The organism is Pseudomonas sp. E6002 (genome assembly GCF_013385565.1).
In the GTDB taxonomy this organism is placed as follows: domain Bacteria; phylum Pseudomonadota; class Gammaproteobacteria; order Pseudomonadales; family Pseudomonadaceae; genus Aquipseudomonas.
In genome coordinates, this window is the sequence record NZ_JACAPT010000027.1 from 30,473 (window position 1) to 56,421 (window position 25,949).

Sequence of the window (25,949 nt, forward strand, 5' to 3'; positions counted from 1 at the left end):
CAGGTCGCGGCGTGCCTCCTGCGTTTAAAACCAAACTTTTCCGTCATCCTTTTCGGACAACCGAACACCCGCGCACCGCTTTGTTCGGAAAGCCGGACAGAAGACCAAGCCATTTACTTACAAATCAAACAAATATAGATATAAATCAATAGGTTAAATTCTATTGCCAAACAAAATCCCGCTGGTACAAATCCTGCTCTTACTCAGCACCTCGTGGCGTTCAGAACCGCCCGGGTGTTTCTAGATGAACCTGCATCAGCACTCATCAAAACTAGAGAGAAGAATAATGAAATCTGCGTTGAAAACTTTCGTACCGGGCGCGTTAGCCCTCCTGCTGTTGTTCCCCGTTGCCGCTCAGGCAAAAGAAGCTGAAACCCAGCAAAAACTGTCCAACGTGGTGATCCTTGCCACCGGCGGCACCATCGCCGGCGCCGGCGCCAGCGCGGCCAACAGTGCGACCTACCAGGCCGCCAAGGTCGGCATCGAACAATTGATCGCCGGTGTTCCTGAGCTTAGCCAGATCGCCAATGTCCGCGGCGAACAAGTATTGCAAATTGCCTCCGAAAGCATCACCAACGAAAACCTCCTGCAACTGGGTCGTCGTGTCGCTGAACTGGCCGACAGCAAGGACGTCGACGGCATCGTGATCACCCACGGTACCGACACCCTGGAGGAGACTGCCTACTTCCTCAACCTGGTGGAAAAGACCGACAAGCCAATCGTCGTGGTCGGCTCGATGCGCCCAGGCACCGCCATGTCGGCTGATGGCATGCTCAACCTGTACAACGCCGTTGCCGTCGCCGGCAGCAAGGACGCCCGCGGCAAAGGCGTACTGGTGACCATGAACGACGAGATCCAGTCGGGTCGCGACGTCAGCAAGATGATCAACATCAAGACTGAAGCGTTCAAGAGCCCATGGGGCCCGCTGGGCATGGTGGTAGAAGGCAAATCCTACTGGTTCCGCCTGCCAGCCAAGCGTCACACCATGAACTCGGAATTCGACATCAAGACCATCAAAAGCCTGCCGGACGTCGAAATCGCCTATTCCTATGGCAACGTAAGCGACACCGCCTACAAGGCCCTGGCCCAGGCCGGCGCGAAAGCCATCATCCATGCCGGTACCGGCAATGGTTCGGTGTCGTCCAAGGTGGTGCCTGCCCTGCAGGAACTGCGCAAGCAAGGCGTACAGATCATTCGCTCTTCCCACGTGAATGCCGGTGGTTTCGTTCTGCGTAACGCCGAACAACCAGACGACAAATACGACTGGGTAGTTGCCCATGACCTGAACCCGCAGAAAGCCCGCATCCTGGCCATGGTCGCCCTGACCAAGACCCAGGACAGCAAGGAACTGCAACGGATGTTCTGGGAATATTGATCGCTCCCGGGCCCGGCCGGCAACGGTTGGGCCATCCCGCTCGTGGCGTACCGCGAGCGGGCCTGATTTCCCCCGCTTTATCCCCCGCGCAAAAAACCTTTGAAAAACAAAGCGTTCCTACACCAAATCGGCAAAACCACTGTCAGAAGAACTTCTTGAATTTTAAGCAGTTGCGAAATTGCCCACAGTTAAATACTGTATGCACGTACAGCCTAATAAGGAATACTCCGTGGCAAAGCCCTCTTCCGCAGCACCAACACCTCCTGATGCCTACCAACGACTGGCCGTTCGTGTGCAGAAAATCATCAACTCCACCAATGCCCAAAAAAACAAGGCGGCGTTGATCTTCCGTTTGCCGGAGGAACCGGAAGACGAGTGGGCACGACTACTGGAGGAAATCGCAGAAAACGACAACGTCACCCTCGCCTATCGCGATGACGGTGGCGTGCAGATTTTCTGGGTTGTGCCGAAGGAAGATTGAGTCAATGAGTGTCCGTTTTATCAGTGTGTTGTTCGTGTTTTTTGCTGTCACCGCTCACGCCCAAGCCCCCAGGACGTTCAGCGAAGCCAAGAAAATCGCCTGGAAACTGTATGAACCGCAATCCACGGAGTTCTATTGCGGCTGCAAATACAACGGCAACCGGGTAGACCTGAAAGCCTGCGGCTATATCCCGCGCAAAAACGCCAACCGGGCGGCACGTATTGAATGGGAACACATTGTTCCGGCCTGGCAGATCGGCCATCAGCGCCAGTGCTGGCAGGATGGCGGGCGCAAGAACTGCACCCGCAAGGACGCGGTCTACAAGCGGGCCGAAGCCGACCTGCACAACCTGGTGCCGAGCATCGGCGAGGTGAATGGCGACCGAAACAATTTCAGTTTTGGCTGGCTGCCGGTACAAAGCGGCCAATATGGATCATGCCTGACCCAGGTGGACTTCAAGGCCAAGAAGGTCATGCCCCGCCCTTCCATTCGCGGCATGATCGCCCGAACGTATTTCTATATGAGCAAGCAGTATGGCCTGCGCCTGTCGAAACAGGATCGCCAGCTGTATGAAGCCTGGAACAAGACCTACCCGGTACAGCCCTGGGAACGCCAGCGCAATCAAACCGTGGCGTGCGTGATGGGGCGCGGCAATGAATTTGTCGGCCCGGTGAACTTGAAAGCCTGCGGCTGAACGAAAAAAGCGGGAGCGCCATGGCCTCCCGCTTGTCGACTCTTTACTGCGCAACCTTGTGTTCGATGACCTCGGACACCGTGTCATTCTTCTTCGCAGTGGCCAGTTTCTCGGTCAACTGCGCTTGTTTCGCCTCGGCCTCGGCCCTGGTGCTGAATGGGCCCAGCAGCACCTGGTCCTTACCGTCTTCCTTCGCCAGATAGAAACTGAAACCGTGTTCCAGCAACCACGCGGTCAGGTCAGTCATCGCCTGCAGCTTGTGATCCGGCGGCCCCACCCATACATCCCACTCTTGAGAGGCGATCGCGCCGACCGCAGGTTGCGCCTGGGCGGGCGCCTCGGCAACGGCAGGCCTGGCCTTGGGGGCGTCGACACTTTTACCTTCACCGCAACCGGCCAATGCCAACACCGCAATTGCCATCGCTACTTTACGCACTACCCTGCTCCTTAGAGGATCAAAGAGGCGACTTTATCATTCACTGTCTATTCTGGCCGTCATAAACGTTGGCTTAAACAATGCGAATGATGTATCGCAGACCTGTATGATGGCGGCATGGGAATTAATGCCGCCTCTATGCGTCCTAAAAGAGGCAGCCACAGGGAAGCGCTTCGCAGTAAGCTACACACATCCGACATCTGCCCTGTCTGAAACATGTGTCCTTCAAAGCAATCAAGGAGAAGTCCATGCTGATACTCACCCGCAAAGTCGGTGAAAGCATAAACATCGGTGATGACATCACGATCACCATCCTGGGCGTTAGCGGCCAGCAAGTAAGAATCGGCATCAATGCTCCAAAGGACGTTGCCGTGCATCGCGAGGAGATCTACCAACGTATCCAGGCGGGCCTGACGGCTCCGGATAAAAACCAGACACCTTGAAGCGCCTCCAGTAGCCAGCCCTTTCGTTCACTGTAACGGCTGGCGAAAACCTCTTTCAGCCTGCTCGCGGCTTCCCGCGGCCAGCGCGCCCTATTCCCTTGTTCCAGCGTCAGGCCAGCGTCATCCCAGGCCGACACCGCGTGCCATGCCACTCGCTGCAATCATCATCAGCACCAGCAGTAACGCCTGCACATGGCTGATGCGCGCAAAAAGACCTGCCTGGTGCAAATCGAGGCGCGTGCCACGCGCCAACGCGATGCGCCATTTGATAAAGCGAATCATCGGCGCGAGCTCCAGTAACAAAATTAATACAAGCAGCGTCATCTTCACGTGAAACAACGGCTGGTGCAGGTAATAATCACTGCCCTTTTCGTAGCCGCCGAAGGCCCGCAGGCCACCGGTTACCAATAACACCAGGGCACTGATTCCCCAGATGTTGTCCGCGATCAATACGCGGCGCAGGGTGGATGGGTCACTATCAGATACACCGCGCAATGCCTTGCCACGCGCAAGCACGGCCGACAAAGCCATGGCGAATGCCAGTAAATGGACTGCTGCAAGAAACCACTGAACCAACATAAGGCGTACTCCCTTTTGTATGACACATGGCAGGAACACTTCTCAGTAATAGTCGCTGGCTGCGTTCAACGCATGAAACAGCCTGCAAACAAAGGGAACTTGTGGAGTTTTCCAGGGCCGAATCTCGTGACAAATCCCCTACAGTCTGCAGCGCGCCAAGGAGCACGTTGATGAGGCGTACCGTTAAACAGCCTTACTTATCCAAGTCTTGGTTGATTGTCACGCTGATCAGCGTGGCGTTTGTGGCGCTGGAGTATGGCCTCAAGTTCGAAATCGAAGGCTCCTCCGACAAAGCCTACTCATGGCTGGACCTGACGCTGTTCCTGAGCGCGTACTTGTTTTTCTTCTGCCTCAAGCCCATTCAGGTCGCCGTCCATCGCAGACTGTGCCGGCGCGCGCCTCACAGTGATCGCCGCAAAGCCTCATCCTGACGGCTTTGGGTTTCATCTTGAAGCTCGTTGCCCCAGCGCGGTGTATCCCGCAAGCGGGTTGAAACCGTCGCCGCAGTTGCTATCAGATCGCCGGTATTTACAGCTGCGCGACACAACCTATGCTTGGGCATGCACGGTCGGTGAAAGGTTGTAGCGCTGATGGACACACTGAGTAAAAGCGAAATCGAATCAGCACTGGCAGCGCGCCTGCCGAGCTACAAAATCGTCTGCACCCTGCATGCCGATGGCACGCTTTCCGCGATTCTCAGCGGCCCGGAAGCTGATCACTTTGCGGTGACCGGCATCGTCCGCGCACACCATCGAGGGCCGGAGGCGATTGCCAGGCTTGCCAGCGAAATCCTCAAGGAAATGGTCTTGTCCCGCCAGGGGCTCAAGGGCAACCGCCTGCAGACGCTGACTGGAAACAGCTCCAACGTTGAACCGCCCCTTTACGAAGAAGGCCGATCCGGGTAACCGGGTCGGCCTTTTTTTACGCCAGGCTCTGTAGTTGCAACAGCCCGGCTTCGTCCCGCTGAACCTCTAGACGCTCATACCCGTCAATCGAAGGATGCGCGGTGACCATGGGCACAAGGTGGGTCGACGTCACCACCATCACATCGGCCCCCGCCGCCTCGCCGGCGCGAATCCCGACGCTGGCATCCTCAAACACCAGGCAGTCCTGTACCGGTACTCCCAGCCGTTGCGCACCGAGCACATAACAGGCCGGATCCGGCTTGCCGCTGGCGACATCCTCCGCGGTGACCAGCACCGCCGGCGGGTTGATCCCGGCCGCCTGCATACGGCGCAGAGCCAGTGCCTTGGGGGCAGACGTAACCAGCGCCCATTGATCGCCGGGCAATGCGTTGAGGAATTCCACCGCGCCCGCAATCGCCACCACCCCTTCCACATCCTCAAGTTCAGCCTCGGTAATCCACTGCGCCTCAGCCTGCGCGTCCACACCGGGCAACGCCTGGCGGGTGATGGTATCGATGGCCCGGGCACCATGGATGGTCTTCAGAAAGGCCTCGACATCCAGCCCATGGCGTTCAGCCCAGGTGGCCCATACGCGCTCGGCGGCGGCAATGGAGTTCAGGAGTGTGCCATCCATATCGAACAGAAAGGCGCGGTAACGGTGGGCGAATACAGCTGAATCGCGGGTGGACACTGCTCGGCTTCCTCTTGCTTTCGTCACCCGGTCTTGGGCGCTGACGAACCACTTGCCTGGTGCAATCTACGGATCGGCCCAAACGCTGTAAACCTTCCCGTGGTTTGTATCGGACTGTATGGGAACCCCGCCTGGATACGCGAACCCGCATTTCGCCACGCCTGGGCACACATGGCAGATACACCCCGGCGATTAACTACGACCACCAGCCAATCCGGCTGACTCACGCGTAGGAGCCTCATCATGTTCAATCTCTCGAAAACTTCGTCCCTGGTACTCGGCCTGACTGTCATCGCGGGCCTCGGGCTGTCATCCATGGCGTCGGCCGACACCCACGCTGGCGCGGTCAAAGACCAGCCATCCCACCTGCTCGCCGAGGGCGGCGCAGATCGCCTGCACGAACGCGGCCTGGCGGAAGGCGGCGCTGAACGCCTGCAAGCAGCCCGTACTGTCTGATGGGTCACCGTCCAACCAGGGCAGCCTTCCGGCTGCCCATTGCATTACAAACTTGTCATCAAGCTGTCAGTGTTGCCCGCACCCTCACTTCATACAGTGAAGTCGTCAGTCACCCACAGCGGGTGACCCAACTTCCCACTGAAAATGAAGCGAGCCCGCCCATGAAACCTGCAAGCAAACTCTGCCTGATCGCCGCCAGCCTGTTGATGCTGGGGACCGGCGCCGCCGTGGCCGGCCCGATTGCACCGGTGAAAGCCAATAACGTAGTGCTGGTACACGGCTCCTGGGCCGACGGTTCCAGCTGGTCCGAAGTGATTAACCGCCTGCAGGCCGCCGGCTTGCATGTAACCGCCGTGCAAAACCCGCTGACCTCGGTGGCGGATGACGTCGCTGCCACCAATCGCGTACTCGATCAACAGGACGGCCCTACCGTGCTGGTCGGCCATTCCTACGCCGGCACCGTGGTCAGCGACGCCGGGGTCAACCCCAAGGTCAGCTCCCTGGTATACGTCGCCGCCCGCGCTCCGGACGCCAACGAAGACTTCGTCGCCCTGTCCGCCAAGTACCCAAGCACACCCGTGCGGGCCGGTGTGGTGGAGCACGACGGTTACCTGACCCTGAACCAGGACGCCTTCCTCAAGTACTTTGCCGCCGACGTACCCCACGCCAAGGCCATGGAGCTGTACGCCGTGCAACAACCGATCGCCAAGACCCTGTTCAGCGGTCGCACCGTCAACGCCGCGTGGCACACCAAGCCGTCCTGGTATGCGGTGTCCAGCAATGACCAGACCATCAACCCGGACCTGGAACGCTTTCTCGCCAAGCGCATGAACGCCACCACCATCGAGGTGCCATCGAGCCACTTGTCCCTGGTTTCCCACGCCAAGGAAATCACCGACCTGATCCTCGAAGCGTCCGGCCGCCAGCCTTAAGCCCTTCATTACGATCTTGTCATCATCCTGTTGGCTGGCTGTTTGTGTCGCCTGGTTACTGTGAACTCACTGCCGGATACCGGCAGCCAACCCTTAAAGAGAGATACCGCCATGAAACTGTTTATCCTCGGCTTTGCTGCCCTCCTCGCCACCGGCTCGGCCTTTGCCGATACCACCGCCACCACCTCGGTGATCCATGACACCCCCGGCTTCTTCATGCACATGGACGTGGCCAAAGTACTGTCGAGCACCGATACCTACGGCCAGTGCGGCATTGTCCCTGCGCGCCTCGACTACCTCGACAGCCAGGGCCGCGAACACGTGCTGGACTATCAAGTACAGGGCATCGGCTGCCCCAATGACAATTGATCGGGCTACACTTGCGCCACGCAAGAACTGCACATCACCAGGGCGAATCCCATGAATATCCTCGTAGTCGAAGACGAGCCCAAGGCGGGCAACTACCTGCTTAACGGCCTGCAGGAACTGGGTTACTCCGTGAGCCTTGCCCGCGATGGCGTGGACGGTTTGCACCAGGCCCTGGAAACCCCGTTCGACGTGATCGTGCTGGACGTGATGATGCCGAAGATGGACGGCTGGGAAGTGCTGCGTCGCCTGCGCAAGGAAGCCGACACGCCGGTGCTGTTCCTGACCGCCCGGGACGATATTGCCGACCGCATCAAGGGCCTGGAACTGGGCGCCGACGATTACCTGATCAAGCCGTTTTCCTTCGCCGAACTGGTGGCGCGCCTGCGCACCCTGACCCGGCGCGGGCCAAGCCGTGAAGAAGAACACTTGCAGATCGCCGACCTGCAGATCGACGTGCTCAAGCGCCGCGTCAGCCGTGGCGGCGTGCGCATCACCCTGACCAACAAGGAGTTCGCCTTGTTGCACTTGTTCGCCACCCATCAGGACCAGGTACTCTCGCGCTCGTTGATTGCCTCAAGGGTGTGGGACATGAATTTCGACAGCGACACCAATGTGGTCGACGTGGCCGTGCGCCGCCTGCGCCTGAAAATCGACGACCCGTTCCAGCTCAAGCTGATCCATAGCGTGCGCGGCATCGGCTATCGCTTCGATACGCAACCATGAGCAAACCCCGGCATTACTCCCTGACGCTGCGCCTGGCGCTGATCTTCGCCCTGCTGGCGTTCGCCCTGCTGGCAACCCTCGGCGTGGCGCTGTACCGCGACCTTGAGCGCGAACTGATCCACCGCGACGACGCTGCGCTGATCTACCGCGTCGACCAACTGCGCAACCTGCTGAACGACAGCAACACCCTGGACCTGATCAAGACCAAGCCCGAACTGTTCCAGAACATGCTGGGCAACCGCGAATCGGTACTGAGCATCGCCGCACCCGGGCAGAAACCGCTGCTGGAAGTGAACCCCGGCAACATCGACATGCCCGACGTTGCACCGGTGCCCCGGGACCACGCCCTGGAATTCGCCGACGTGCAGCATTTACCCGGCGTCAATGGCGTCCCCTTCTCCACCCTCGCCGCCACCATCGATTCAGGCGACCTGGGCAGCCTGCAAGTCACTACCGGGCGGTTGATGACCGAGCGCACCGCAGTGCTCGCCAGCTACCGGCTGAGTGTCTATATCCTCGCCAGCATCGCGGCATTGGTACTGGCGGTGGTCGGTTACCTGATGGTGCATCGCGGCCTGCTGCCATTGCGGCGCCTGGCCGTGCATGCCCAGGGCATCGGCGTCGGCAACCTCGCCGCGCGCCTCGACAGCCACGGCGCCCCCAAAGAACTGCTGCCGATGATTGATTCGTTCAACACCATGCTCGAACGCCTGGCCAAGGGTTTTGTGCAACTGGGCCAGGTCTCCACCGACATGGCCCACGAACTGCGCACGCCGATCAATAACTTGCTCGGGGAAACCCAGGTGGCGCTGCAGCAACACCGTAGCATCGAGGCCTACCAGCAACTGCTGGCCTCCAACGTCGAAGAACTCGAACGCCTGGCGCGCATGCTCGACAACATGCTGTTCCTGGCCCGCACCGACCCGGCCAGTGCACTGCGCCAGCGCCAGGAACTGGACGCGGCCGATGAAGTGGAACGCATGGCCGACTACTTCGAAGGCCTGGCGGGCGATGTCGACATCAGCATCCTCGCCCAGGGCGCCGGTGTGATCTGGGCCGAGCCGATGCTGCTGCGCCGTGCCCTGGCCAACCTGTGCGCCAACGCCATCAAATATGGTGCGCCCGCCTCTGAACTGCTGATCCAGGCCACACCCTGCGCCGAAGGCATCAACCTGACAGTGACCAACCACGGCGCGACCATCCCGGCGGAGCACTTGCCCAGGTTGTTCGAGCGGTTTTATCGCGTGGATGAATCACGGGAGCGTTCGGCGCATTCCAATGGATTGGGGCTGTCGATTGTCGCGACCATCATGCAGTTGCATAACGGCCGATACAGCGTGAGCAGCGAGAACGGTGTGACATGCTTTGCGTTGTTTTTCCCGGGACGCGAAGCCGAAAACCTCAGCTGACTTGCCCACCCGTTTCAGTGATATCCACCAGGGTATTCCAGGCCGTCAGCAGCGCAATCCGCAAGCCCTCGACCTGCATCGGCAACGCCATCGAGGCCGGCTCGGGTATTCGGCCCACCACCTGCTCGGGCAGCCACGGCACATGGATGAAACCGCTGCGTACCCCTGACCCGGCGAGCGCGTGCTGCAACAGATAGAACACCTGGTTGCACACGAAAGTGCCGGCGGTTTGCGACACGCTGGCCCCAATGCCGGCCTCGCGCACGGCCCTCACCATGGCCTTGCTCGGCAAGGTGCCGAAGTAGGCCGCAGGGCCGCCGGGCAGCACTTCCGTGTCGACAGGTTGCTCACCCAGGTTGTCCGGAATCCGCGCGTCGTTGAGGTTGATCGCGACCCGCTCGATGGAAATATCACTGCGCCCGGGGCCCAGCCCGACAGCAATGACCATCTGCGGGCGGTGTTCGGCCAACAGCTGAGCCAGGCGCTCGCCCGCCGTGGCAAAGGCACAGGGTAACTGCCGCGCGACAATCCGCACATCAGCGCCCAGCTGCACACCCTCCAACAGGCGTACCGCCTCCCAGGACGGGTTGACAAGGTCTTGGTCAAACGGTTCGAAACCCGTCAGCAATACAGTGCGCATTACAGCCTCACATCAGCAGGTAGAGCAGGACAATATTGACCACCAGCATCATCAACGCGGTCGGCATCTGTGCCTTGATGACCGCGTTTTTATCCGGCAGCTCCAGCAACGCTGCCGGGACAATATTGAAGTTGGCCGCCATGGGTGTCATCAGCGTACCGCAGTAACCGGAGAACATGCCGATGGCAGCCATCACCGCCGGGTTGCCGCCGTAGATGCCTACCAGCACCGGTACGCCAACGCCGCCGGTCATCACCGGGAAGGCGGCAAAGCCATTGCCCATGATCACGGTAAACAGTGCCATGCCCAACACATACACCATCACCGCTACCAGCTTGTAATCCAGGTTGATATAGGTGGTGGTGATGTGCGCCACCGCTGTGCCCACGCCCGCTTCGTTGAACAACAGCCCGAGCATCGCCAGCATCTGCGGCAGCACCATCGCCCAGCCCAGCGCTTCGGTGAGGCGCCGGGATTCGCGAAGGGCTTGCACCGGGGTGTCCCGCGTCAGCCAGCAGGCCAGCGCCAGTGCAATCAGGCAGCCGATACCCAGGGAAACAAAGGTGGTGTTCTTCGGGTCCAGCAGCGGCACGCCGCCGATCTCGGTGTGTTTGAGCAATACCGAGCCGATCACCGTGGTCAACGGAATGGCCAATGCCGGGATAAACAATTTATGCCCCAGGCGACCAGCGCTGGCCCGTGCGGCCTTGTCATGCAACTGGGCATGCGCGCCGCGGCCTACGCCTCCCAGGCCCGCGATGAGTGCCATCACCACCACGCCCACGCCGACCACCACCGAGGGCAGGCGCTCCCCCACCAGGAACGGAATGGCAAACAGCAGCCAGAACAACGAACTCGACCAGCGCCTGGGGTGGGTGCGATCCATCAGGATCATCCCGGCGGTGATCACCAGCAGAACGCCGGCCAGCCAGTACAGGTATTGAATGGAAATGATCATTGCGCCGCCTCCGCTGTGTTGGCCGGCAACAGCTCTCGGGTCAGCATTCGGTCAAAGCGGTGCAACCGGATGGCGTGAATGATGAAGGCGCAGATCGCCGTCGGGATGCCCCAGACCGCAATGTGCAGAGGCTCGACATCAATCCCCGAACCCAACAGGAAGGTGTGCATCAACGCAATCGCACCAAAGGCGACGAAGATATCCTCGCCAAAAAACAGCCCTACGTTGTCGGTCGCGGCACACATGGCCAGGACCTTGTGGCGAAGCTTGTCGGGGAGTTTGCCATAGCGTTTTTCCGCCGCGCCTTCCGCCATCGGCGCCAGCAACGGGCGCACCATCTGCGGATGCCCGCCCAGGCTCGTCAGGCCCATGGCCGCTGTGGATTCACGCACAAACAGATAGATGATCAGCAAGCGCCCAACCGTGGCCCGCTCAAAGCGCGCGATCCAGTTTTGTGCATGCAGGCGCAAGCCATGGCGCTCCAGCAAGCCGATGACAGCCAGGGGCAACAACAGGATCAATTGCAAGGCGCGAGTCTGGAGGAAGCCGTCGCCCATGGTGGCGAGGATCTTTTCCAGTGGAAAGTGGGCGGCAAACCCGGTGGCAATCGCTGCCGCCGTGACGACCAGCAGTGGATTGAAGCGCAACACAAAGCCGACCACGATGACGAGTACGCCAATCAGCGGCCATAGGTTCACAACAGTTTGCATGGTGGTGAGATCCTTAAGTGCGCGCTGCGGCGCCAGTAAAGCAGGTAGTGAACAAAGGGTTCACTGCAAGAAAACGGCGTGCAGCCCGGCTCGATTTTTTATTGTTGACCTGGAAGGTCGAGCGTCAGTGGCCGCATCTTTGCTGCTTGGGGAGGGAGGTGTCCAACAAGAAAAATTGTTGCTGCAATCCAATAAAGTTTGTGGGTGTTTGAAGCGTTAGAGGGCATTTGTCGGCCCGTTTGAAGAGAAGGCCCAGGCGCAGAACGTGCTCAGGTACTTGAAGTCCGATAAAGGGCTGGACGGCTTGGTCACGTGGCGGTCGGTGACCCGCTAGCCCTCAGCCCAGGTGCTTCTGGAAAAAGTGGCGCGTGTGTCCTGGCGGGTACTCGGCAATATGCCCGAACTCGCTGAAACCCAGCTTCCGGTAGAACCCGGGCGCCTGGAAGCTGAAGGTGTCCAGCCAGATCCCCGCACACCCTTTCTCCCGTGCCAGCTGCTCAGCCGCGTGCATCAGCCGCGAGCCCATGCCTTGAGTGCGCATTGACTCAGGCACGCTCAACAGCTCAATGAACATCCAGCCATAGGAAATTTTCCCGTACAGGCCGCCCACCACTTCCTGGCTGGCGGGATCACGCAGTAACAGCCCAAACGTTTCGAACGGGTTCTCGCCGCATTGGCTGATGTTGTATGCCCTCAGCGGCTGAAGGATGGCCTGGCGCTCTTGCTCCGTAACTTCAAAAGACAACTCTATCGCTGATGCCATCTCAATCTTCCTGATGTGAATGCCCAATTCTGCGGACACTACAGCGATAGCCACCTGTCGCATACAGGACAGTCTTTGCGCCCTCAGCTACACACAGGTCGCAACCGCCCGCGGGCATGCACTTCACCGCCAGTACTCTTGGAGCACCACCCGGGAGATTTCCAATGACTCTACGCGCTTGCTTGGCCGCTCTATTGGTACTGACCGCCTCCACCGCCTTTGGCGCTCCCCGCTACGATCACCTCTATGCGTTCGGCGATAGCTACTCCGATAACGGTGCGGGTGAACGCTTCACCAAGACCCTGGCCACTCTGAAGGTCAAGGATGCCCAGGAACTACCCGGCTCGTTGTACTGGAAGGGCCGCTGGAGCAATGGCCCGACTGCCGTCGAGAACCTGGCCCACGCCTTGAAAACACCCTTGACCGACTACGCAGTGGGCGGCGCCAAGAGTGGCAATGGCAACTACTACGCCTGGATGGAGCCCGCCCGCGACACCGGCGTTTCAGGCCAGATCGCTGACTACCTGAAGTCCGCCAAGGCACATAAAGCCGACCCGAAGGCGCTGTATTTCATTTTCATCTCGGCCAACGACTTTTTTGAATGGGCCGACTTCTCGCACCCCGAGTCGGTTGCCGTACTCAGCCAGAACAGCGTGGCAAATATTCAGAAAGCCACCGAGACACTGATTACAGCGGGCGCAAAACACGTGATGGTAGTGGGCACCACGGATTTGAGTCATGTGCCAGCCGTGGTGCAGGGCAATCAAGTCGAGAACGCGAAAAACTACCAGCAGGTACTGGAACAAAAACTGCCGGTTGTGCTGAGCACATTGGCTAAGGCGCATCAGGTCAGCATCAGCTACTTCGACCACGTGGCGTTCAGCGACAAGCTGCGCGCAGCTCCCCAGGTGGCGGGGTTGAAAGACCTGGATATGCCCTGCCAACACACCTATCCGGACGTGAAGCCGATGTGTGAAAACCCGGATGCGCATTACTACTGGGATGAATGGCATCCGACGCGCAAGGTGCATGCGCTGGCAGCACAGGCGATGCTTGAAACGTTGAAGGCCGGCCAGTGATTACCCAGGTGACGCCGTCCTACTGAGTCAAGGCGAACACCCACCGATAACCGCTTCTCTTCTGAACGAATCGGGAGAGCCCCCGGTGCTTTTGTCGGTGACATCCACCACGCAGCCACTCACCGGCACGGACTGGACGACTTGATAAGTCGCACCAACGGCAGGGATAAAACTGACCAGGTTTGCGCAACTGCGAAGAGCGTTGGCGCCCTCCTTGTTGGCGCCACCGCTGCTCATGACATTCACGTAGATCCAATTAGACATCACCGCACACTGGTCGCCTGCCGATACTGGCGCGGCGTAAACCCGGTCAACGCCTTGAACTGCCGGGTAAACGCACTGTGGTCGGTATACCCGCACTGCAACGCCACCTCAGTGATCGGCAGCTCGGTATGCAGCAGCCGGTGCGCATGTTCCAGGCGTACCTTCTGGATCATCTGGCGCGGTGTCAGGTGGAACACGCGCTTGCAGTAGCGCTCCAGCTGCGCCACGGAAATCCCGGCGATCCGCGTCAGCTCACCCAACGTGACCCGCCGATTGAAATGCGCCCGGATGTACTCGTCCACCGCCGCCAGCCGTTGATAGGCCGGGTGGGTTTCGCTGGCGGTTTGCAGGTCGACCGAGATGCCCGCCAGGCCGATGATTGCAGCGTCGCGGCTGTACAGCGGCCATTTGTGGGTCAGGCACCAACCCGGCTCGCGGGTACCGTAGAGGTGCAGTTCCAACTGGTCTTCGAGGACAAATCCCTGCTCCAGCACCCGCCGATCCTGCTCGGTATAGCCGGGCCCCAACTGCGCGGGAAATACCTCGGCGCTGGTTTTTCCCAACAGCGGTTGCAAGTCCTTCAAGCCGCACCGCTGCACCAGGGTGCGGTTGGCCAATACGTAGCGCGCCTGCACGTCCTTGATAAAGATCGCGGCATTGGGAATCACGTCCAGCATCGGCAACAGCAACCCCACGCCGGCCAGTAATTCTTCGATGGTCTGTGGACGATTCGACTCGCTCCCTTGGCATAGGGTCGCGAACGCGCTCTGCATCATGACGCTCTCTCCTGCATTTTACGGACAGGCCAGGCGCCCGGCGGGCGGTGCCTGGCGAGCAGATTGCCGCATGGCGGTGGCCCTGTCGAGCACTCGCAATTGTGCTGATTTCGTCATCGCAGCCTGCGCAAAACATCAATCGCGGCGCCGTTGATGGGTTCACTGTATGGCCACTGCATGCCTACCCAATAACCCACAAGAAGGCGCCGCCATGTCAGCCCAAGGCAAGTTCAAGAAACAGCTTTCATTGATCGACCTCACCTTTATCGGACTGGGAGCGATCTTCGGTTCGGGCTGGCTGTTCGCGGCCAGTCACGTCTCCGCCATCGCCGGGCCGGCGGGGATTTTTTCCTGGTTGCTGGGCGGCTTCGCCGTGTTGCTGCTGGGCATTGTGTACTGCGAACTGGGGGCGGCATTGCCCCGCGCCGGCGGCGTGGTGCGCTACCCGGTTTATTCCCACGGCCCGCTGCTGGGCTACCTGATGGGCTTTATCACGCTGATCGCGTTTTCAAGCCTGGTGGCAATTGAAGTGGTCGCCTCACGCCAATACGCCGCGGCGTGGTTTCCCGAGTTGACGCAGGCGGGTTCCAGCAACCCCACCGTCCTCGGCTGGTTCGTGCAGTTTGCGCTGCTCTCGCTGTTTTTCGCCCTCAACTACCGCAGCGTGAAGACCTTCGCCATGGCCAATAACCTGGTCAGCGTGTTCAAGTTCATCGTGCCGCTGCTGGTGATCGGCGTGCTGTTCACCTTTTTCAAGCCGGAGAATTTCCACGCCCAGGGCTTCGCGCCGTTCGGCCTGTCGGGGATTGAAATGGCCGTGTCTGCCGGCGGGGTGATTTTCGCCTACCTGGGTCTGACGCCGATCATCTCGGTGGCCAGCGAAGTGAAGAACCCGCAACGCACCATTCCAATTGCACTGATCCTGTCGGTGCTGCTCTCCACTGCAATCTACGTGCTGTTGCAGACCGCTTTCCTCGGCGGCATTCCCACCGAAATGCTCGCCAACGGCTGGGCCGGCGTCGCCAAGGAACTGGCCCTGCCGTACCGCGACATCGCGCTCGCCCTGGGCGTGGGCTGGCTGGCGTACCTGGTGGTCGCCGATGCCGTGATCTCCCCCAGCGGCTGCGGCAATATCTACATGAACGCCACGCCACGGGTGATCTACGGCTGGGCGCAAACCGGAACCTTCTTCAAGATCTTCACCCGCATCGACGAAAAGTCCGGCATCCCGCGCCCGGCGCTGTGGCTGACCTTTGGCCTGTCGGTGTTCTGGACCCTGCCCTTCCCGTCGTGGGAAGCGCTGATCAACGTGGTGTCCGCCGCGCTGGTGTTGAGCTACGCCGTGGCGCCGGTATCCGTGGCCGCCCTGCGCCGCAATGCACCTGATCTGCCGCGCCCGTTCCGGGTCAAGTGGATGGGCCTGCTCGGCCCGCTGTCGTTCATCATCGCCGCGCTGATCGTCTACTGGTCCGGCTGGAGCACCGTGTCGTGGCTGCTCGGCCTGCAAATCCTGATGTTCGTGGTGTACCTGCTGTGCGGGCGCTTTGTGCCGACCCTGCACCTGAGCCTGGGCCGCCAGGTTCGCTCCTCCGCCTGGCTGATCGGCTTCTACGCCGTGACCATCATCCTGTCGAAGCTCGGCAGCTTCGGTGGCCTGGGCATCCTCGGCCATCCCTTCGACACCGTGGTCGTCGCCGCTTGCGCGCTGGGGATTTATTACTGGGGCGCGGCCACCGGCGTGCCGGCGCACCTGGTTCGCCTGGAAACCGAAGACGACGAAAGCGAAGCCCCTGAGCCCGATATCGGCCGGGCACAGCTGGCTTCCTGAGCCTCAGCCAACCACTGGATGGATTGTTCTATGAAACGAGTGCACATCATTGATTCCCACACCGGCGGCGAGCCCACGCGCCTGGTGATGACGGGGTTTCCCACGCTGGCCGGCGAGACCATGGTCGACAAACTCGACGACCTGCGCACCCGGCATGACCAATGGCGCAGGGCGTGCCTGCTGGAGCCCCGTGGCAACGATGTTCTGGTGGGCGCACTGTATTGCGCGCCGGTCTCGGCCGATGCCACCTGCGGCGTGATTTTCTTCAATAACGCCGGCTACCTCGGCATGTGCGGCCACGGCACCATCGGCCTGGTTGCCTCGTTGCACCACTTGGGGCAGATCGCGCCGGGGGTGCACAAGATCGACACGCCGGTCGGCCCGGTGAGCGCCACGTTGCACGCCGACGGCGCGGTCACGCTGCGCAATGTGCCCGCCTATCGCTATCGCCAGCATGTCTCGGTGCAAGTGCCTGGACATGGCTTGGTCTACGGCGATATCGCCTGGGGCGGCAATTGGTTCTTCCTGGTTTCCGATCATGGCCAAGCGCTGGAAATGGACAACGTCGAAGCCCTGACCGACTACACCTGGACAATGCTCAAGGCCCTCGAAGCCCAGGGCATCCACGGCGAAGACGGTGCCCTGATCGACCATATCGAACTGTTCGCCGACGACCCCCAGGCCGACAGCCGCAACTTTGTCATGTGCCCAGGCAAGGCCTACGACCGCTCGCCCTGCGGCACCGGGACCAGCGCCAAGCTCGCATGCCTGGCGGCCGACGGGAAACTCGCCGCCGGTGAGCCGTGGATACAAGCCAGCATCACCGGCAGCCAATTCGAAGGCAGCTATGAATGGGAGGGCGAACGTGTGCGCCCTTCCATCACCGGCCGCGCCTACATGACCGCCGACAGCACCTTGCTGATCGACGAACAGGACCCCTTCGCGTGGGGCATCTGAACCGCCCCCGCCCCTTCAATCAAACTGGAGCTGAAACAATGAATACCACTATCTTCACCGGTTGCATCCCTGCATTGATGACGCCGTGCACCGCCCAGCGCAAACCGGACTTTGACGCACTGGTCGCCAAGGGCCGCGAACTGATCGATATCGGCATGAGCGCGGTGGTGTACTGCGGCTCCATGGGCGACTGGCCGTTGCTGACCGAGGCCGAGCGCCAGGAAGGCGTGGCGCGCCTGGTGGCCGCCGGTGTGCCGACCATCGTCGGCACCGGCGCGGTCAACAGCCGTGAAGCCGTGGCCCATGCAGCGCACGCGGCGAAGGTCGGCGCCCATGGTTTGATGGTCATCCCGCGGGTGCTGTCCCGTGGCGCATCGGCGACGGCGCAAAAAGATCACTTTGCAGCCATCCTCAAGGCGGCGCCAAACCTGCCGGCGGTGATCTACAACAGCCCTTACTACGGCTTCGCCACCCGCGCCGACCTGTTCTTCGAACTGCGTCGCGAGTACCCGAACCTGATCGGCTTCAAGGAATTCGGCGGTGCTGCAGACCTGCGCTACGCGGCCGAACACATCACCTCCAAGGACGATGACGTGACCTTGATGGTCGGCGTGGATACCCAAGTGGTGCACGGCTTCGTCAACTGCAACGCCACCGGCGCAATCACCGGCATCGGCAATGCACTGCCACGGGAAGTCCTGCAACTGGTGGCCTTGAGCAAGAAAGCCGCCAAGGGCGACGCCACTGCACGTCGCCAGGCGCGGGAGTTGGAGTCGGCGCTGGCGGTGCTGTCGTCCTTCGACGAAGGCTGCGACCTGGTGCTGTTCTACAAACATCTGATGGTGCTCAACGGCGACAAGGAATACACCCTGCACTTCAACGAGACCGATGCCCTCAGCGATGCCCAGCGTCGTTATGCAGAGAACCAGTACGCGCTGTTCCGCCAGTGGTACGCCAACTGGTCGGCCGAGCAGAACGTCGCTTAACACTATTCAAGGCAGCAAAAATCAAATGTGGGAGCTGTCGAGCTCCGGCGAGGCTGCGATGGGATCACTGCGGTGTACCTGCCAGACCGCAGCGCCTGCATCGCGGCCTCGCTGGGGCTCGACAGCTCCCACAGTGGATTCTCTTCGCCAAGCCAATCTTTACTTTCCAGGACTACGCCATGACTCTGACGGGCACCATGCTGATTGGTCAGCACTCCATTCCAGGCAGCCGCGAGGCCATCCGGGCGATCAATCCTGCCACCAACCTTGCGCTGGAACCCGCCTACGCCGGCGGCACCGCCGAACATGTCGAACACGCCTGTGCGTTGGCCTGGAGCGCCTTCGATAGCTATCGCGAAACGCCGTTGGCCGCTCGCGCCGAATTCCTTGAAACCATCGCCAACGAAATCGAAGCCCTGGGCGATGAACTGATTGAACGGGCGATGGCCGAGACCGGCCTGCCCCGCCCACGCATCCAGGGCGAACGCGGGCGCACCTGCCAGCAATTGCGCACCTTTGCCCGCACCGTGCGCGCGGGTGAATGGCTGGATGTGCGGGTGGATACTGCACAACCGGACCGCCAGCCGCTGCCTCGCTCGGACCTGCGTCAACGCCACGTACCGCTGGGGCCGGTGGCCGTGTTCGGCGCGAGCAATTTTCCGCTGGCATTCTCGGTGGCGGGCGGTGATACAGCGTCGGCACTGGCGGCCGGTTGCCCGGTGATCGTGAAGGCACACGGCGCGCATCCTGGCACCAGCGAACTGGTGGGCCGCGCGGTGGCCCGGGCCGTTCAGCAATGTGGCCTGCCTGAGGGTGTGTTTTCGCTGTTGTATGGCTCGGGCCGCGAGGTCGGTATCGCGCTGGTCTGCGATCCGCGCATCAAGGCCGTGGGTTTCACCGGCTCGCGCAGCGGCGGTATTGCCTTGTGCCAGGCGGCCCAGGCGCGCCCCGAGCCGATCCCGGTGTATGCAGAGATGAGCTCGATCAATCCGGTCTACCTGTTTCCCGCTGCGTTGAGCGCACGCGGTGAAGCATTGGCACAAGGTTTTGTCGCGTCCCTGACCCAGGGTGCCGGCCAGTTCTGCACCAACCCCGGGCTGGTGATTGCCGTTGCAGGGCAAGCGCTGGACCACTTCGTCGGCACGGCTGCCAACCTGCTTCAACACAGCACTGCCCAGACCATGCTGACACCGGGGATCTTCAAGGCTTACGAAGACGGCGTCAGCGCCCTGACCCGGCATGCTCAGCTCGCAGGTACCGGTCTGCCGGCAGAAGGGCCGAACCAGGGCCAGGCCCATTTGTTCGTGACCCAGGCCCGGGACTTTCTCGCCAATCACAGCCTGCAAGCCGAGATATTCGGCGCCACGTCATTGATCGTGCAATGTGCCAACGTCGATGAGGTCCGCCAGGTCAGCGAACACCTGGAGGGCCAACTGACCGCAACCCTGCATCTGGATGACGACGACCTGGCAACTGCCCGCGCGCTGCTGCCGACCCTGGAACGCAAGGCCGGCCGCCTGCTGGTCAACGGCTGGCCGACCGGCGTTGAAGTGTGTGATGCGATGGTGCACGGCGGACCATTCCCGGCCACCTCGGACTCACGCATCACCTCGGTGGGCACCGCCGCGATCCTGCGATTCCTGCGGCCGGTGTGCTACCAGGATTTCCCGGATAGCTTGCTGCCGACGGCCCTGCAACACGGCAACCCATTGCTGCTGCGGCGCTTGCTCGACGGTCAGAGGGAAGCCTAGAACATGTCCGATAACGTCATGCCAGACGTCGCCGTAGTGGGCGCCGGCATCATCGGCGTCGCCTGCGCGCTGCAACTGGCGCGCCAGGGCCGGCGGGTGGTCATCATCGATCAGCAGGAACCCGGCCACGGCGCCTCGTTCGGCAATGCCGGCCACCTGGCGACCGAGCAAGTGTTCCCCATCGCGGATGCGTCGATCCTGACGCGTTTGCCCGCCATGCTCATGGACCCGATGGGCCCGCTGCGCCTGGACTGGAAATACCTGCCGCGTGCACTGCCTTGGTTTACCCGGCTGCTGCTGAACCTGCGCCCGGCGCCCTTCCAGCGCACCGTCGCCGGGATCCGCGCGCTCAATGAAGGCAGCCTGGGCGCCTGGCACCGGCTGCTGGGCAGCATCGAGCGCCCGCACCTGATGCGCGAAGACGGCTCGTTGCTGGTCTTCGAGCGCGCCGAGTCGCGACAGGCCATTGATGCATTGCAGGCACGCATGAGTCAGCAGGAAGTGCCGGTGGACCACTGGCACGCCAGCGGGGTGCAGGACGCGGCGCCACAACTCAGCAAAGGGATTCAGGGCGGGTTGTTCTTTCCTCGCACCGGGCATTTTCTCGATCCCTATGGGGTGGTTTGCGAGCTGATGGAAGCGGCCAAAGCCAGCGGGGTGCAATTTCTCAAGCGCCAGGTCGTGGGCGGGAAGCTGGACGAGCACGGTGTTTCATTGCGGACCGACCAAGGCACCGTGGCCGCGCGCCAGGTGTTGATCGCATGCGGTGCGCACTCAGCCAGCCTGACCGGCGCACTGACTGGCAAAAAGGTCCCGCTGGATACAGAGCGCGGCTATCACCTGATGTTGCCCCATGAGCATGGACGGTTGCCGTTTGCGGTCACGTCATTGGAGCGCAAGTTCATCATGACGCCCATGGACGGCGGATTGCGGCTGGCAGGTACCGTGGAGTTCGCCGGCCTTGATCGCCCACCGAACATGGAACGCGCGTGGCAGTTGCATCGACTGAGCCAGGGGCTGTTTCGTCGTGACTTGAGTGCCGAGGACGCGACGCCGTGGATGGGGTTTCGCCCTTCCCTGCCGGACTCGCTGCCGATTATCGACAAGGTGTGCGAGGGCAAGGTGCTGCTTGCCTTTGGGCATCAGCATCTGGGCCTGACGCAGGCTGCGGTGACGGCGGAGTTGATTGCACGGCTGGCATCGCCTGCGGCCGCGTCCAACGGGCTGCCGGCGCTTGAGCCCTACCGGCTGGATCGTTTCTGAGATCATCGGAAACGTCTTGCTACTGTTTCGCACTTTCGGCGATACAAGGCAGGTCATTATCGTGCATGACCTTACGGTTACGCTCCGTTGAGAACCTGCCTTGAACAACCACACCTGTATGCAGCCCCGTCCATCGATGCGCAGAACGCTCCGAAGCGTTGCTTGTGGCATGCTCGCCCTATTGCTCTGCACGACAGCCCTGGCAGAACCGGGCATGCCGCTTGGCCAGAAGTCATTCGAAGCGTATCGCGCCGCTACCTTGCAATGGCTGCGGGACCATCGTGACTTCCAGGGCACCGACAAGGATGCCGAACTCAACTGGAACGCCCCGCAGGAATGGCGCCCGGCTGGTGCCCCCAAGCGCGGGATCATTCTCGTGCATGGCCTGGGTGACTCACCCTGGTCTTTCCACGATATCGGCAGCGCACTGGCCGCCCGCGGCTTTCTGGTCAGGACCGTGCTGCTGCCCGGCCACGGCACGCAACCGGCCGACATGCTGCAGGTACGCATGGAAGACTGGCGCCGGGTGGTGGACGAACAGGCTGCGATCCTTCGCGCAGAGGTAGGAGAAATCTACCTCGGCGGCTTTTCCACCGGCGCCAACCTGGTACTCGACTACGCCTACAAACACGACGACGTCGCGGGGCTGCTGCTGTTCTCTCCCGCGTTCCAGTCCAGCATGACCTACGACTGGCTGACACCCCTGATCAGTTGGGCGCGCCCCTGGCTGCTGGCGCCAGACGCCAGCCGGCCACAACAGAGCCTGGTGCGCTACATGACAGTGCCCACCAACGGTTTTGCCCAGTTCTACCGCAGCAGCCGGCTAGCCCGCCAGGACCTGGAGCGGCGCCCCTATGACAAGCCGGTGTTCATTGCCGTCGCAGCCCACGACTCAGTACTCGATACGCACTACGTGCTGGAGACCTTCCAGCAACGCTTCAGCAACCCCCATAGCCGCCTCGCCTGGTACGGCACATTGCCAGAGAGCGCCTGGGATACCCGCCGTGTAAAAGCGCGTACCGACTACCTGCCGGAGTTGCGGATCAGCCAGTTCTCCCACATGGGGTTGCTGTTCTCACCCGACAACGCTCTGTATGGCGAACAGGGCAGCCTGCGGTTTTGCTGGAACGGCCAGACGGACGACGCAACCCGCGCCTGCGAACAGGGGGCCGACGTGTGGTATTCGGACTGGGGCTACCGTGAGCCGGGCAAGATGCACGCGCGGTTGACGTTCAATCCGTATTTCACCTGGCAGCTTGGGGTGATTGACGAGGTCCTGGGCAAGCAGGACCTGGCGAGTCATTAAACGGCAAATCCGGTAAACCGCGTTTATCCCGCGACGCCCAGGATCGGCAGCGCCAGGTACAACTTGATCACGATCGCATTGGTGATATCGATGAAAAAGGCGCCCACCATCGGCACCACCAGAAATGCAATCTGCGATGGCCCGAAACGCTGGGTCACCGCCTGCATGTTCGCAATGGCAGTTGGCGTGGCACCGAGCCCGAAACCGCAGTGCCCCGCCGCCAGGACCGCCGCGTCATAGTTGCTCCCCATCACCCGGAACGTCACGAAAATCGCAAACAGCGCCATCATCAACGCCTGCGCAGCCAGCAGGATGAAAATCGGCAGGGCCAGCGCGGCGAGGTCCCAGAGCTTGAGCGACATCAATGCAATCGCCAGGAACAACGACAGGCTGACATTCCCTAGCACCGAGACTTCGCGCTCGAATACCTGGTGCCAGCCGAGCGCCGACAGGCCATTACGCAACACCACACCGACAAACAAGACACACACAAACGTCGGCAGCTCAAAGGCCGTGCCCTGGATAAAACCGCTGAGGAACGTGCCCACTTGCAGGCTGATGGCGAGCAGCGCCAGGGTCTCGATAAACGAGAAGGAGGTGATCATGCGCTCTTGATTCGGCTGCTCGAATCCTTTTGGCCCTAGCGGTTGTACCGGCGCCAGGGCGGGCGTCTGGACGCGCTTGATCAGCAGGCGAGCGACCGGGCCGCCAATCAGGCCGCCGAGCACCAGGCCAAAGGTCGCGGAAGCAATGGCCAGTTCGGACGCCGACGCCACGCCATACTTCTCGCTGAACACCGCGCCCCAGGCCGCGCCGGTCCCGTGCCCACCCGACAGCGTAATGGAGCCCGCCAACAACCCCATCAACGGATCGAGCCCCAGCGCCTTGGCCAGCGCAATCCCCATCGCGTTCTGGACCACCAGGAGCGCCGTCACCACCAGCAGGAAAATCCCCAGCACCCGCCCGCCTTTCTTCAGGCTGGCGAAATCCGCATTCAAACCAATGGTGGCAAAGAAAGCCAACATCAGTGGCGTCTGCAGCGACGAATCAAACCGGACCTCAATGCCAGCGAGCATACGCAGGACCAGGAGCAGCACCGCCACCACTAAACCGCCGGCCACCGGCTCCGGAATATTGTAAGTGCGCAGGAAACCGATTCGAGCGACCAGCCCGCGCCCAAGTAAAAGCACCAGGGAGGCGGCGACCAGCGTTGAATAGAAGTCGAGTTGAAGCATGGGGCAGCTCTCTGTAGTTATTTATGACGAATCGGGGCAGGCCTATCGATCCTTCGGAACAACACAGGAAGAGTAGTAGTACGACGCCATCTTTAACCTCGGAAAAGTCCTAACGTTGCCGAACGGAATCCCCAGGACGTTCAGGCGAAAGACTTGCGAAGCGCAATCTGAAGGGGCACGACGAGAAAATCGAGTGCATGACAATGGCTGCAGAACTGCGTCTGGACGGGCGCTTTACAGGTTCCGCGGCATCCTGCCGACTCAGCGCCCATTCGAATCTGCCCTACCTGGCCGTGCTTCTGTGTTGGCCAATGATTACCAAGGGACAATTGCGGCCGCTCTGTTGCTGGGCGTCGCAACGGCGCTGGCCGCGAACCTATACCCTGGGAATAAATATTTCCAATAAAAAAGCCCGCTCAATGCGGGCTTTTTTTCCATGATTATCCGGAAAAAGGTATGGGTTCAACCATATAGCAATCAACGCAGTCTGAAGTGATGACGTTATCCAGGATCAGAGGGGATTCGGTCGCAGGTCGAAGGAACCCCGTACGAATGGATGCGGTATAGACCCCAACGTTTACTGTATTGAGGCGAGCCCTTGCGTTAATCGACACACAATCAATGCTGTAATTCATCCCCATCCCCAAGCCGCAATTTTCACCACCTGAATTAATCACGCGGGTAGAGTCCTGCCCCTCGATGACGACACCCCAGGCGGTCTGTTCAGGATCGACACCTGGCTCTGTAGCCGTGCAATAACTATCAAGAATGGTGTTGTACTCACCACCGTTGTCCAGCAGCAGCATGCAGCGCCCAGTCCAGTCGACCGACGTGATGTTCTCGATCACACAGTGTTGTGCGTAGTGCAGATGCAGCCCTACCGCAGCGTCCCCGGTGAATTCAAGGTTGCGGATGTACACGTTTTTAATCGGGTCACATAAAGCCACGATTGCGCCCTGGGGATGATCACGTTTGATTACGCGATTAACAATCAATGAGTTAGCCAGCACATAAATAACCTGGCGAACCTCCAGCGGGCCGTCGAGTGGCATCGGGTAGGTTGCAAAATCGGTTGAAGCATCCGAGATGACGATCCAGGAACCGTTTGTGTACGGAGTGGTATCAGCCACGGAGATTTCGGTCGTATTGACGTAGGCCGGCGCGGTCAGATAACTGCCCGGGCGAACATTACCCTGGTAGTCGATGGCGGCATAACTCGGATCTGTTGGGTCCAGCGGGTTACGACCGATCCCTGAAACGTCGATAGTGACCTTATCGATCCCTGGTGCTGGCTCGATGATCTGCCCACTGTAGGGCCAATTGTCATCACGGTTTAGCAGGACTGTTGTCCCGATTGGGCAGTCAGTGCCATTGATTTGAATCCAGCGGTATCCGGCCTTCATCACCGACTGGAGTTGAGGACCGTTATCCGCAGAGGGATCCGGCGTAAAAACATAAGGGGTATCGCTGTAAATTGACATATGACTTCTCCTGATTTCCCATGGCCATTTTTTGGCGAAACAACTGTACATGCATACAGCTAAAAATTCTACGAAAGCAGCACCCTCTAGCTATTGCCCACCGACGCCGACATACGCATCACGCGTATCGGGCGCGTGATCTACGTTGTGGCGTTCAGGGAGGCTCATGGGAGACGGGAAAAGAAGACGCCGAAGCACGCTCGAAAGAAGCACAACGGGATAAATCGACAAGCCAGGAAGGGACGCCGAATTGTCATTTTGAGGAGGTAGGTTGCAAAGGCTTCGCAAATCGCAACAAAAAAGGGCGCACCTTTCGGTGAGCCCTTCCAGACCGCCCAGCAAAGCGGATTCTGTTTGGTCGGCGCGATAGGACTCGAGCCAGCGCCCCCCACCATTTGAAGGTGATCCCGAGAAATCTGCAACCGATTGATCCATAGGGGAAAATTCGCCCTTTGAAAG

28 protein-coding genes are annotated in these 25,949 nt (G+C 60.6%); 18 read left to right on the top strand and 10 right to left on the bottom strand.

What is annotated here, in order from left to right; translation table 11 throughout:
• Positions 1-286: 286 nt before the first annotated feature.
• The 3 genes from HX815_RS21515 (at position 287) to HX815_RS21525 (ending at position 2,550) form a co-directional block, all read left to right on the top strand.
• Entirely contained in the window at positions 287-1,375 is a 1,089-nt protein-coding gene (locus tag HX815_RS21515; protein WP_003219965.1) for an asparaginase, read from the top strand.
• Positions 1,376-1,604: 229 nt separating this feature from the next.
• Entirely contained in the window at positions 1,605-1,856 is a 252-nt protein-coding gene (locus tag HX815_RS21520; protein WP_023659007.1) for a DUF1654 domain-containing protein, read from the top strand.
• 4 nt (positions 1,857-1,860) lie between these two features.
• A complete protein-coding gene (locus HX815_RS21525; RefSeq protein WP_003219970.1) occupies positions 1,861-2,550 on the top strand; it encodes an endonuclease in 690 nt (229 codons plus the stop codon).
• A gap of 43 nt (positions 2,551-2,593) precedes the next feature.
• Here HX815_RS21525 and HX815_RS21530 read toward each other — a convergent pair whose 3' ends face one another.
• A complete protein-coding gene (locus tag HX815_RS21530) occupies positions 2,594-2,971 on the bottom strand; it encodes a hypothetical protein (RefSeq protein WP_003219972.1) in 378 nt (125 codons plus the stop codon).
• A gap of 263 nt (positions 2,972-3,234) precedes the next feature.
• On the opposite strand from HX815_RS21530, the gene csrA reads away from it, so the two are divergent.
• Entirely contained in the window at positions 3,235-3,429 is a 195-nt protein-coding gene (gene csrA, locus HX815_RS21535; RefSeq protein ID WP_003192511.1) for a carbon storage regulator CsrA, read from the top strand.
• A gap of 120 nt (positions 3,430-3,549) precedes the next feature.
• On the opposite strand, the gene HX815_RS21540 is transcribed toward csrA, so the two are convergent.
• Positions 3,550-4,008: a DUF2214 family protein gene (locus tag HX815_RS21540; protein WP_008438699.1), complete on the bottom strand. Its 459-nt coding sequence runs from the start codon at positions 4,006-4,008 to the stop codon at positions 3,550-3,552.
• A gap of 170 nt (positions 4,009-4,178) precedes the next feature.
• On the opposite strand from HX815_RS21540, the gene HX815_RS21545 reads away from it, so the two are divergent.
• Together HX815_RS21545 and HX815_RS21550 are read left to right on the top strand one after the other, a co-directional pair.
• Positions 4,179-4,439, top strand: coding sequence for a hypothetical protein (locus tag HX815_RS21545; RefSeq protein WP_003219977.1), 261 nt, complete (start codon positions 4,179-4,181; stop codon positions 4,437-4,439).
• Positions 4,440-4,598: 159 nt separating this feature from the next.
• Complete coding sequence (locus tag HX815_RS21550; RefSeq protein ID WP_003219980.1) at positions 4,599-4,913, top strand: hypothetical protein; 315 nt, start codon at positions 4,599-4,601, stop codon at positions 4,911-4,913.
• Positions 4,914-4,929: 16 nt separating this feature from the next.
• On the opposite strand, the gene HX815_RS21555 is transcribed toward HX815_RS21550, so the two are convergent.
• The gene (locus HX815_RS21555) at positions 4,930-5,604 is read right to left on the bottom strand and encodes an HAD-IA family hydrolase (RefSeq protein WP_177028850.1); all 675 of its coding nucleotides are present in this window, start codon (positions 5,602-5,604) and stop codon (positions 4,930-4,932) included.
• Positions 5,605-5,847: 243 nt separating this feature from the next.
• On the opposite strand from HX815_RS21555, the gene HX815_RS21560 reads away from it, so the two are divergent.
• From HX815_RS21560 to HX815_RS21580, 5 genes are all read left to right on the top strand, one after another.
• Positions 5,848-6,060 (top strand): phage infection protein, encoded by a 213-nt coding sequence (locus tag HX815_RS21560; protein WP_177028851.1) that lies wholly within the window; start codon positions 5,848-5,850, stop codon positions 6,058-6,060.
• A 161-nt stretch (positions 6,061-6,221) separates the two neighbouring features.
• Positions 6,222-6,992, top strand: coding sequence for an alpha/beta fold hydrolase (locus HX815_RS21565; protein ID WP_177021777.1), 771 nt, complete (start codon positions 6,222-6,224; stop codon positions 6,990-6,992).
• 111 nt (positions 6,993-7,103) lie between these two features.
• On the top strand, positions 7,104-7,361 hold the full coding sequence (locus HX815_RS21570) for a DUF2790 domain-containing protein (protein ID WP_003219985.1): 258 nt from the start codon (positions 7,104-7,106) through the stop codon (positions 7,359-7,361).
• Positions 7,362-7,412: 51 nt separating this feature from the next.
• Positions 7,413-8,084: a heavy metal response regulator transcription factor gene (locus HX815_RS21575; RefSeq protein WP_003219986.1), complete on the top strand. Its 672-nt coding sequence runs from the start codon at positions 7,413-7,415 to the stop codon at positions 8,082-8,084.
• Entirely contained in the window at positions 8,081-9,493 is a 1,413-nt protein-coding gene (locus HX815_RS21580; protein ID WP_003219987.1) for a heavy metal sensor histidine kinase, read from the top strand. The genes HX815_RS21575 and HX815_RS21580 overlap by 4 nt, the downstream gene beginning before the upstream one ends.
• Here the strand turns inward: HX815_RS21580 and pcp are convergent.
• The 4 genes from pcp to HX815_RS21600 all read right to left on the bottom strand — a co-directional run bounded on the left by pcp (position 9,486) and on the right by HX815_RS21600 (position 12,564).
• Positions 9,486-10,133: a pyroglutamyl-peptidase I gene (gene pcp, locus HX815_RS21585; RefSeq protein WP_008438704.1), complete on the bottom strand. Its 648-nt coding sequence runs from the start codon at positions 10,131-10,133 to the stop codon at positions 9,486-9,488. The two genes, HX815_RS21580 and pcp, sit on opposite strands and share 8 nt — an antisense overlap.
• A gap of 7 nt (positions 10,134-10,140) precedes the next feature.
• Positions 10,141-11,091 (bottom strand): DUF979 domain-containing protein, encoded by a 951-nt coding sequence (locus tag HX815_RS21590; RefSeq protein WP_102605117.1) that lies wholly within the window; start codon positions 11,089-11,091, stop codon positions 10,141-10,143.
• Positions 11,088-11,801: a DUF969 domain-containing protein gene (locus HX815_RS21595; RefSeq protein WP_003219990.1), complete on the bottom strand. Its 714-nt coding sequence runs from the start codon at positions 11,799-11,801 to the stop codon at positions 11,088-11,090. The genes HX815_RS21590 and HX815_RS21595 overlap by 4 nt, the downstream gene beginning before the upstream one ends.
• A 337-nt stretch (positions 11,802-12,138) precedes the next feature.
• Entirely contained in the window at positions 12,139-12,564 is a 426-nt protein-coding gene (locus tag HX815_RS21600; protein WP_177028852.1) for a GNAT family N-acetyltransferase, read from the bottom strand.
• 164 nt (positions 12,565-12,728) lie between these two features.
• Between HX815_RS21600 and HX815_RS21605 the strand changes: the two genes are divergently transcribed.
• Complete coding sequence (locus HX815_RS21605) at positions 12,729-13,643, top strand: SGNH/GDSL hydrolase family protein (RefSeq protein WP_177028853.1); 915 nt, start codon at positions 12,729-12,731, stop codon at positions 13,641-13,643.
• Between the two features lie 263 nt (positions 13,644-13,906).
• On the opposite strand, the gene HX815_RS21610 is transcribed toward HX815_RS21605, so the two are convergent.
• Positions 13,907-14,683 (bottom strand): AraC family transcriptional regulator, encoded by a 777-nt coding sequence (locus HX815_RS21610; protein ID WP_177028854.1) that lies wholly within the window; start codon positions 14,681-14,683, stop codon positions 13,907-13,909.
• A gap of 211 nt (positions 14,684-14,894) precedes the next feature.
• On the opposite strand from HX815_RS21610, the gene HX815_RS21615 reads away from it, so the two are divergent.
• The 6 genes from HX815_RS21615 to HX815_RS21640 all read left to right on the top strand — a co-directional run bounded on the left by HX815_RS21615 (position 14,895) and on the right by HX815_RS21640 (position 22,774).
• Positions 14,895-16,511, top strand: a complete 1,617-nt coding sequence (locus HX815_RS21615; protein WP_102605124.1) for an APC family permease — start codon at positions 14,895-14,897, stop codon at positions 16,509-16,511.
• Between the two features lie 30 nt (positions 16,512-16,541).
• Positions 16,542-17,468 (top strand): 4-hydroxyproline epimerase, encoded by a 927-nt coding sequence (locus tag HX815_RS21620; RefSeq protein WP_177009387.1) that lies wholly within the window; start codon positions 16,542-16,544, stop codon positions 17,466-17,468.
• A gap of 38 nt (positions 17,469-17,506) precedes the next feature.
• Complete coding sequence (locus HX815_RS21625) at positions 17,507-18,454, top strand: dihydrodipicolinate synthase family protein (RefSeq protein ID WP_087693960.1); 948 nt, start codon at positions 17,507-17,509, stop codon at positions 18,452-18,454.
• 179 nt (positions 18,455-18,633) lie between these two features.
• Positions 18,634-20,205, top strand: a complete 1,572-nt coding sequence (locus tag HX815_RS21630) for an aldehyde dehydrogenase (NADP(+)) (RefSeq protein ID WP_177028855.1) — start codon at positions 18,634-18,636, stop codon at positions 20,203-20,205.
• 3 nt (positions 20,206-20,208) lie between these two features.
• The gene (locus tag HX815_RS21635; RefSeq protein WP_177028856.1) at positions 20,209-21,468 is read left to right on the top strand and encodes an FAD-binding oxidoreductase; all 1,260 of its coding nucleotides are present in this window, start codon (positions 20,209-20,211) and stop codon (positions 21,466-21,468) included.
• 214 nt (positions 21,469-21,682) lie between these two features.
• Positions 21,683-22,774 (top strand): carboxylesterase, encoded by a 1,092-nt coding sequence (locus HX815_RS21640; RefSeq protein WP_250884727.1) that lies wholly within the window; start codon positions 21,683-21,685, stop codon positions 22,772-22,774.
• 23 nt (positions 22,775-22,797) lie between these two features.
• Here HX815_RS21640 and gltS read toward each other — a convergent pair whose 3' ends face one another.
• Positions 22,798-24,009, bottom strand: coding sequence for a sodium/glutamate symporter (gene gltS / locus HX815_RS21645; protein ID WP_177028858.1), 1,212 nt, complete (start codon positions 24,007-24,009; stop codon positions 22,798-22,800).
• A gap of 440 nt (positions 24,010-24,449) precedes the next feature.
• Complete coding sequence (locus HX815_RS21650; protein ID WP_177009384.1) at positions 24,450-25,490, bottom strand: hypothetical protein; 1,041 nt, start codon at positions 25,488-25,490, stop codon at positions 24,450-24,452.
• Between the last annotated feature and the right edge of the window lie 459 nt (positions 25,491-25,949).

Bases quoted from the DNA above. Each gene is read 5' to 3' on its own strand.
- HX815_RS21635 (WP_177028856.1), top strand. From the start codon at position 20,209: ATGTCCGATAACGTCATGCCAGACGTCGCCGTAGTGGGCGCCGGCATC.
- HX815_RS21600 (WP_177028852.1), bottom strand. From the start codon at position 12,564: ATGGCATCAGCGATAGAGTTGTCTTTTGAAGTTACGGAGCAAGAGCGC.
- HX815_RS21550 (WP_003219980.1), top strand. From the start codon at position 4,599: ATGGACACACTGAGTAAAAGCGAAATCGAATCAGCACTGGCAGCGCGC.
- pcp (WP_008438704.1), bottom strand. From the start codon at position 10,133: ATGCGCACTGTATTGCTGACGGGTTTCGAACCGTTTGACCAAGACCTT.
- HX815_RS21605 (WP_177028853.1), top strand. From the start codon at position 12,729: ATGACTCTACGCGCTTGCTTGGCCGCTCTATTGGTACTGACCGCCTCC.
- HX815_RS21590 (WP_102605117.1), bottom strand. From the start codon at position 11,091: ATGATCATTTCCATTCAATACCTGTACTGGCTGGCCGGCGTTCTGCTG.
- HX815_RS21610 (WP_177028854.1), bottom strand. From the start codon at position 14,683: ATGATGCAGAGCGCGTTCGCGACCCTATGCCAAGGGAGCGAGTCGAAT.
- gltS (WP_177028858.1), bottom strand. From the start codon at position 24,009: ATGCTTCAACTCGACTTCTATTCAACGCTGGTCGCCGCCTCCCTGGTG.
- HX815_RS21540 (WP_008438699.1), bottom strand. From the start codon at position 4,008: ATGTTGGTTCAGTGGTTTCTTGCAGCAGTCCATTTACTGGCATTCGCC.
- HX815_RS21575 (WP_003219986.1), top strand. From the start codon at position 7,413: ATGAATATCCTCGTAGTCGAAGACGAGCCCAAGGCGGGCAACTACCTG.
- HX815_RS21530 (WP_003219972.1), bottom strand. From the start codon at position 2,971: ATGGCAATTGCGGTGTTGGCATTGGCCGGTTGCGGTGAAGGTAAAAGT.
- HX815_RS21595 (WP_003219990.1), bottom strand. From the start codon at position 11,801: ATGCAAACTGTTGTGAACCTATGGCCGCTGATTGGCGTACTCGTCATC.
- HX815_RS21545 (WP_003219977.1), top strand. From the start codon at position 4,179: ATGAGGCGTACCGTTAAACAGCCTTACTTATCCAAGTCTTGGTTGATT.
- HX815_RS21525 (WP_003219970.1), top strand. From the start codon at position 1,861: ATGAGTGTCCGTTTTATCAGTGTGTTGTTCGTGTTTTTTGCTGTCACC.
- HX815_RS21560 (WP_177028851.1), top strand. From the start codon at position 5,848: ATGTTCAATCTCTCGAAAACTTCGTCCCTGGTACTCGGCCTGACTGTC.
- HX815_RS21565 (WP_177021777.1), top strand. From the start codon at position 6,222: ATGAAACCTGCAAGCAAACTCTGCCTGATCGCCGCCAGCCTGTTGATG.
- HX815_RS21620 (WP_177009387.1), top strand. From the start codon at position 16,542: ATGAAACGAGTGCACATCATTGATTCCCACACCGGCGGCGAGCCCACG.
- HX815_RS21615 (WP_102605124.1), top strand. From the start codon at position 14,895: ATGTCAGCCCAAGGCAAGTTCAAGAAACAGCTTTCATTGATCGACCTC.
- HX815_RS21570 (WP_003219985.1), top strand. From the start codon at position 7,104: ATGAAACTGTTTATCCTCGGCTTTGCTGCCCTCCTCGCCACCGGCTCG.
- csrA (WP_003192511.1), top strand. From the start codon at position 3,235: ATGCTGATACTCACCCGCAAAGTCGGTGAAAGCATAAACATCGGTGAT.
- HX815_RS21650 (WP_177009384.1), bottom strand. From the start codon at position 25,490: ATGTCAATTTACAGCGATACCCCTTATGTTTTTACGCCGGATCCCTCT.
- HX815_RS21515 (WP_003219965.1), top strand. From the start codon at position 287: ATGAAATCTGCGTTGAAAACTTTCGTACCGGGCGCGTTAGCCCTCCTG.
- HX815_RS21640 (WP_250884727.1), top strand. From the start codon at position 21,683: ATGCCGCTTGGCCAGAAGTCATTCGAAGCGTATCGCGCCGCTACCTTG.
- HX815_RS21630 (WP_177028855.1), top strand. From the start codon at position 18,634: ATGACTCTGACGGGCACCATGCTGATTGGTCAGCACTCCATTCCAGGC.
- HX815_RS21580 (WP_003219987.1), top strand. From the start codon at position 8,081: ATGAGCAAACCCCGGCATTACTCCCTGACGCTGCGCCTGGCGCTGATC.
- HX815_RS21625 (WP_087693960.1), top strand. From the start codon at position 17,507: ATGAATACCACTATCTTCACCGGTTGCATCCCTGCATTGATGACGCCG.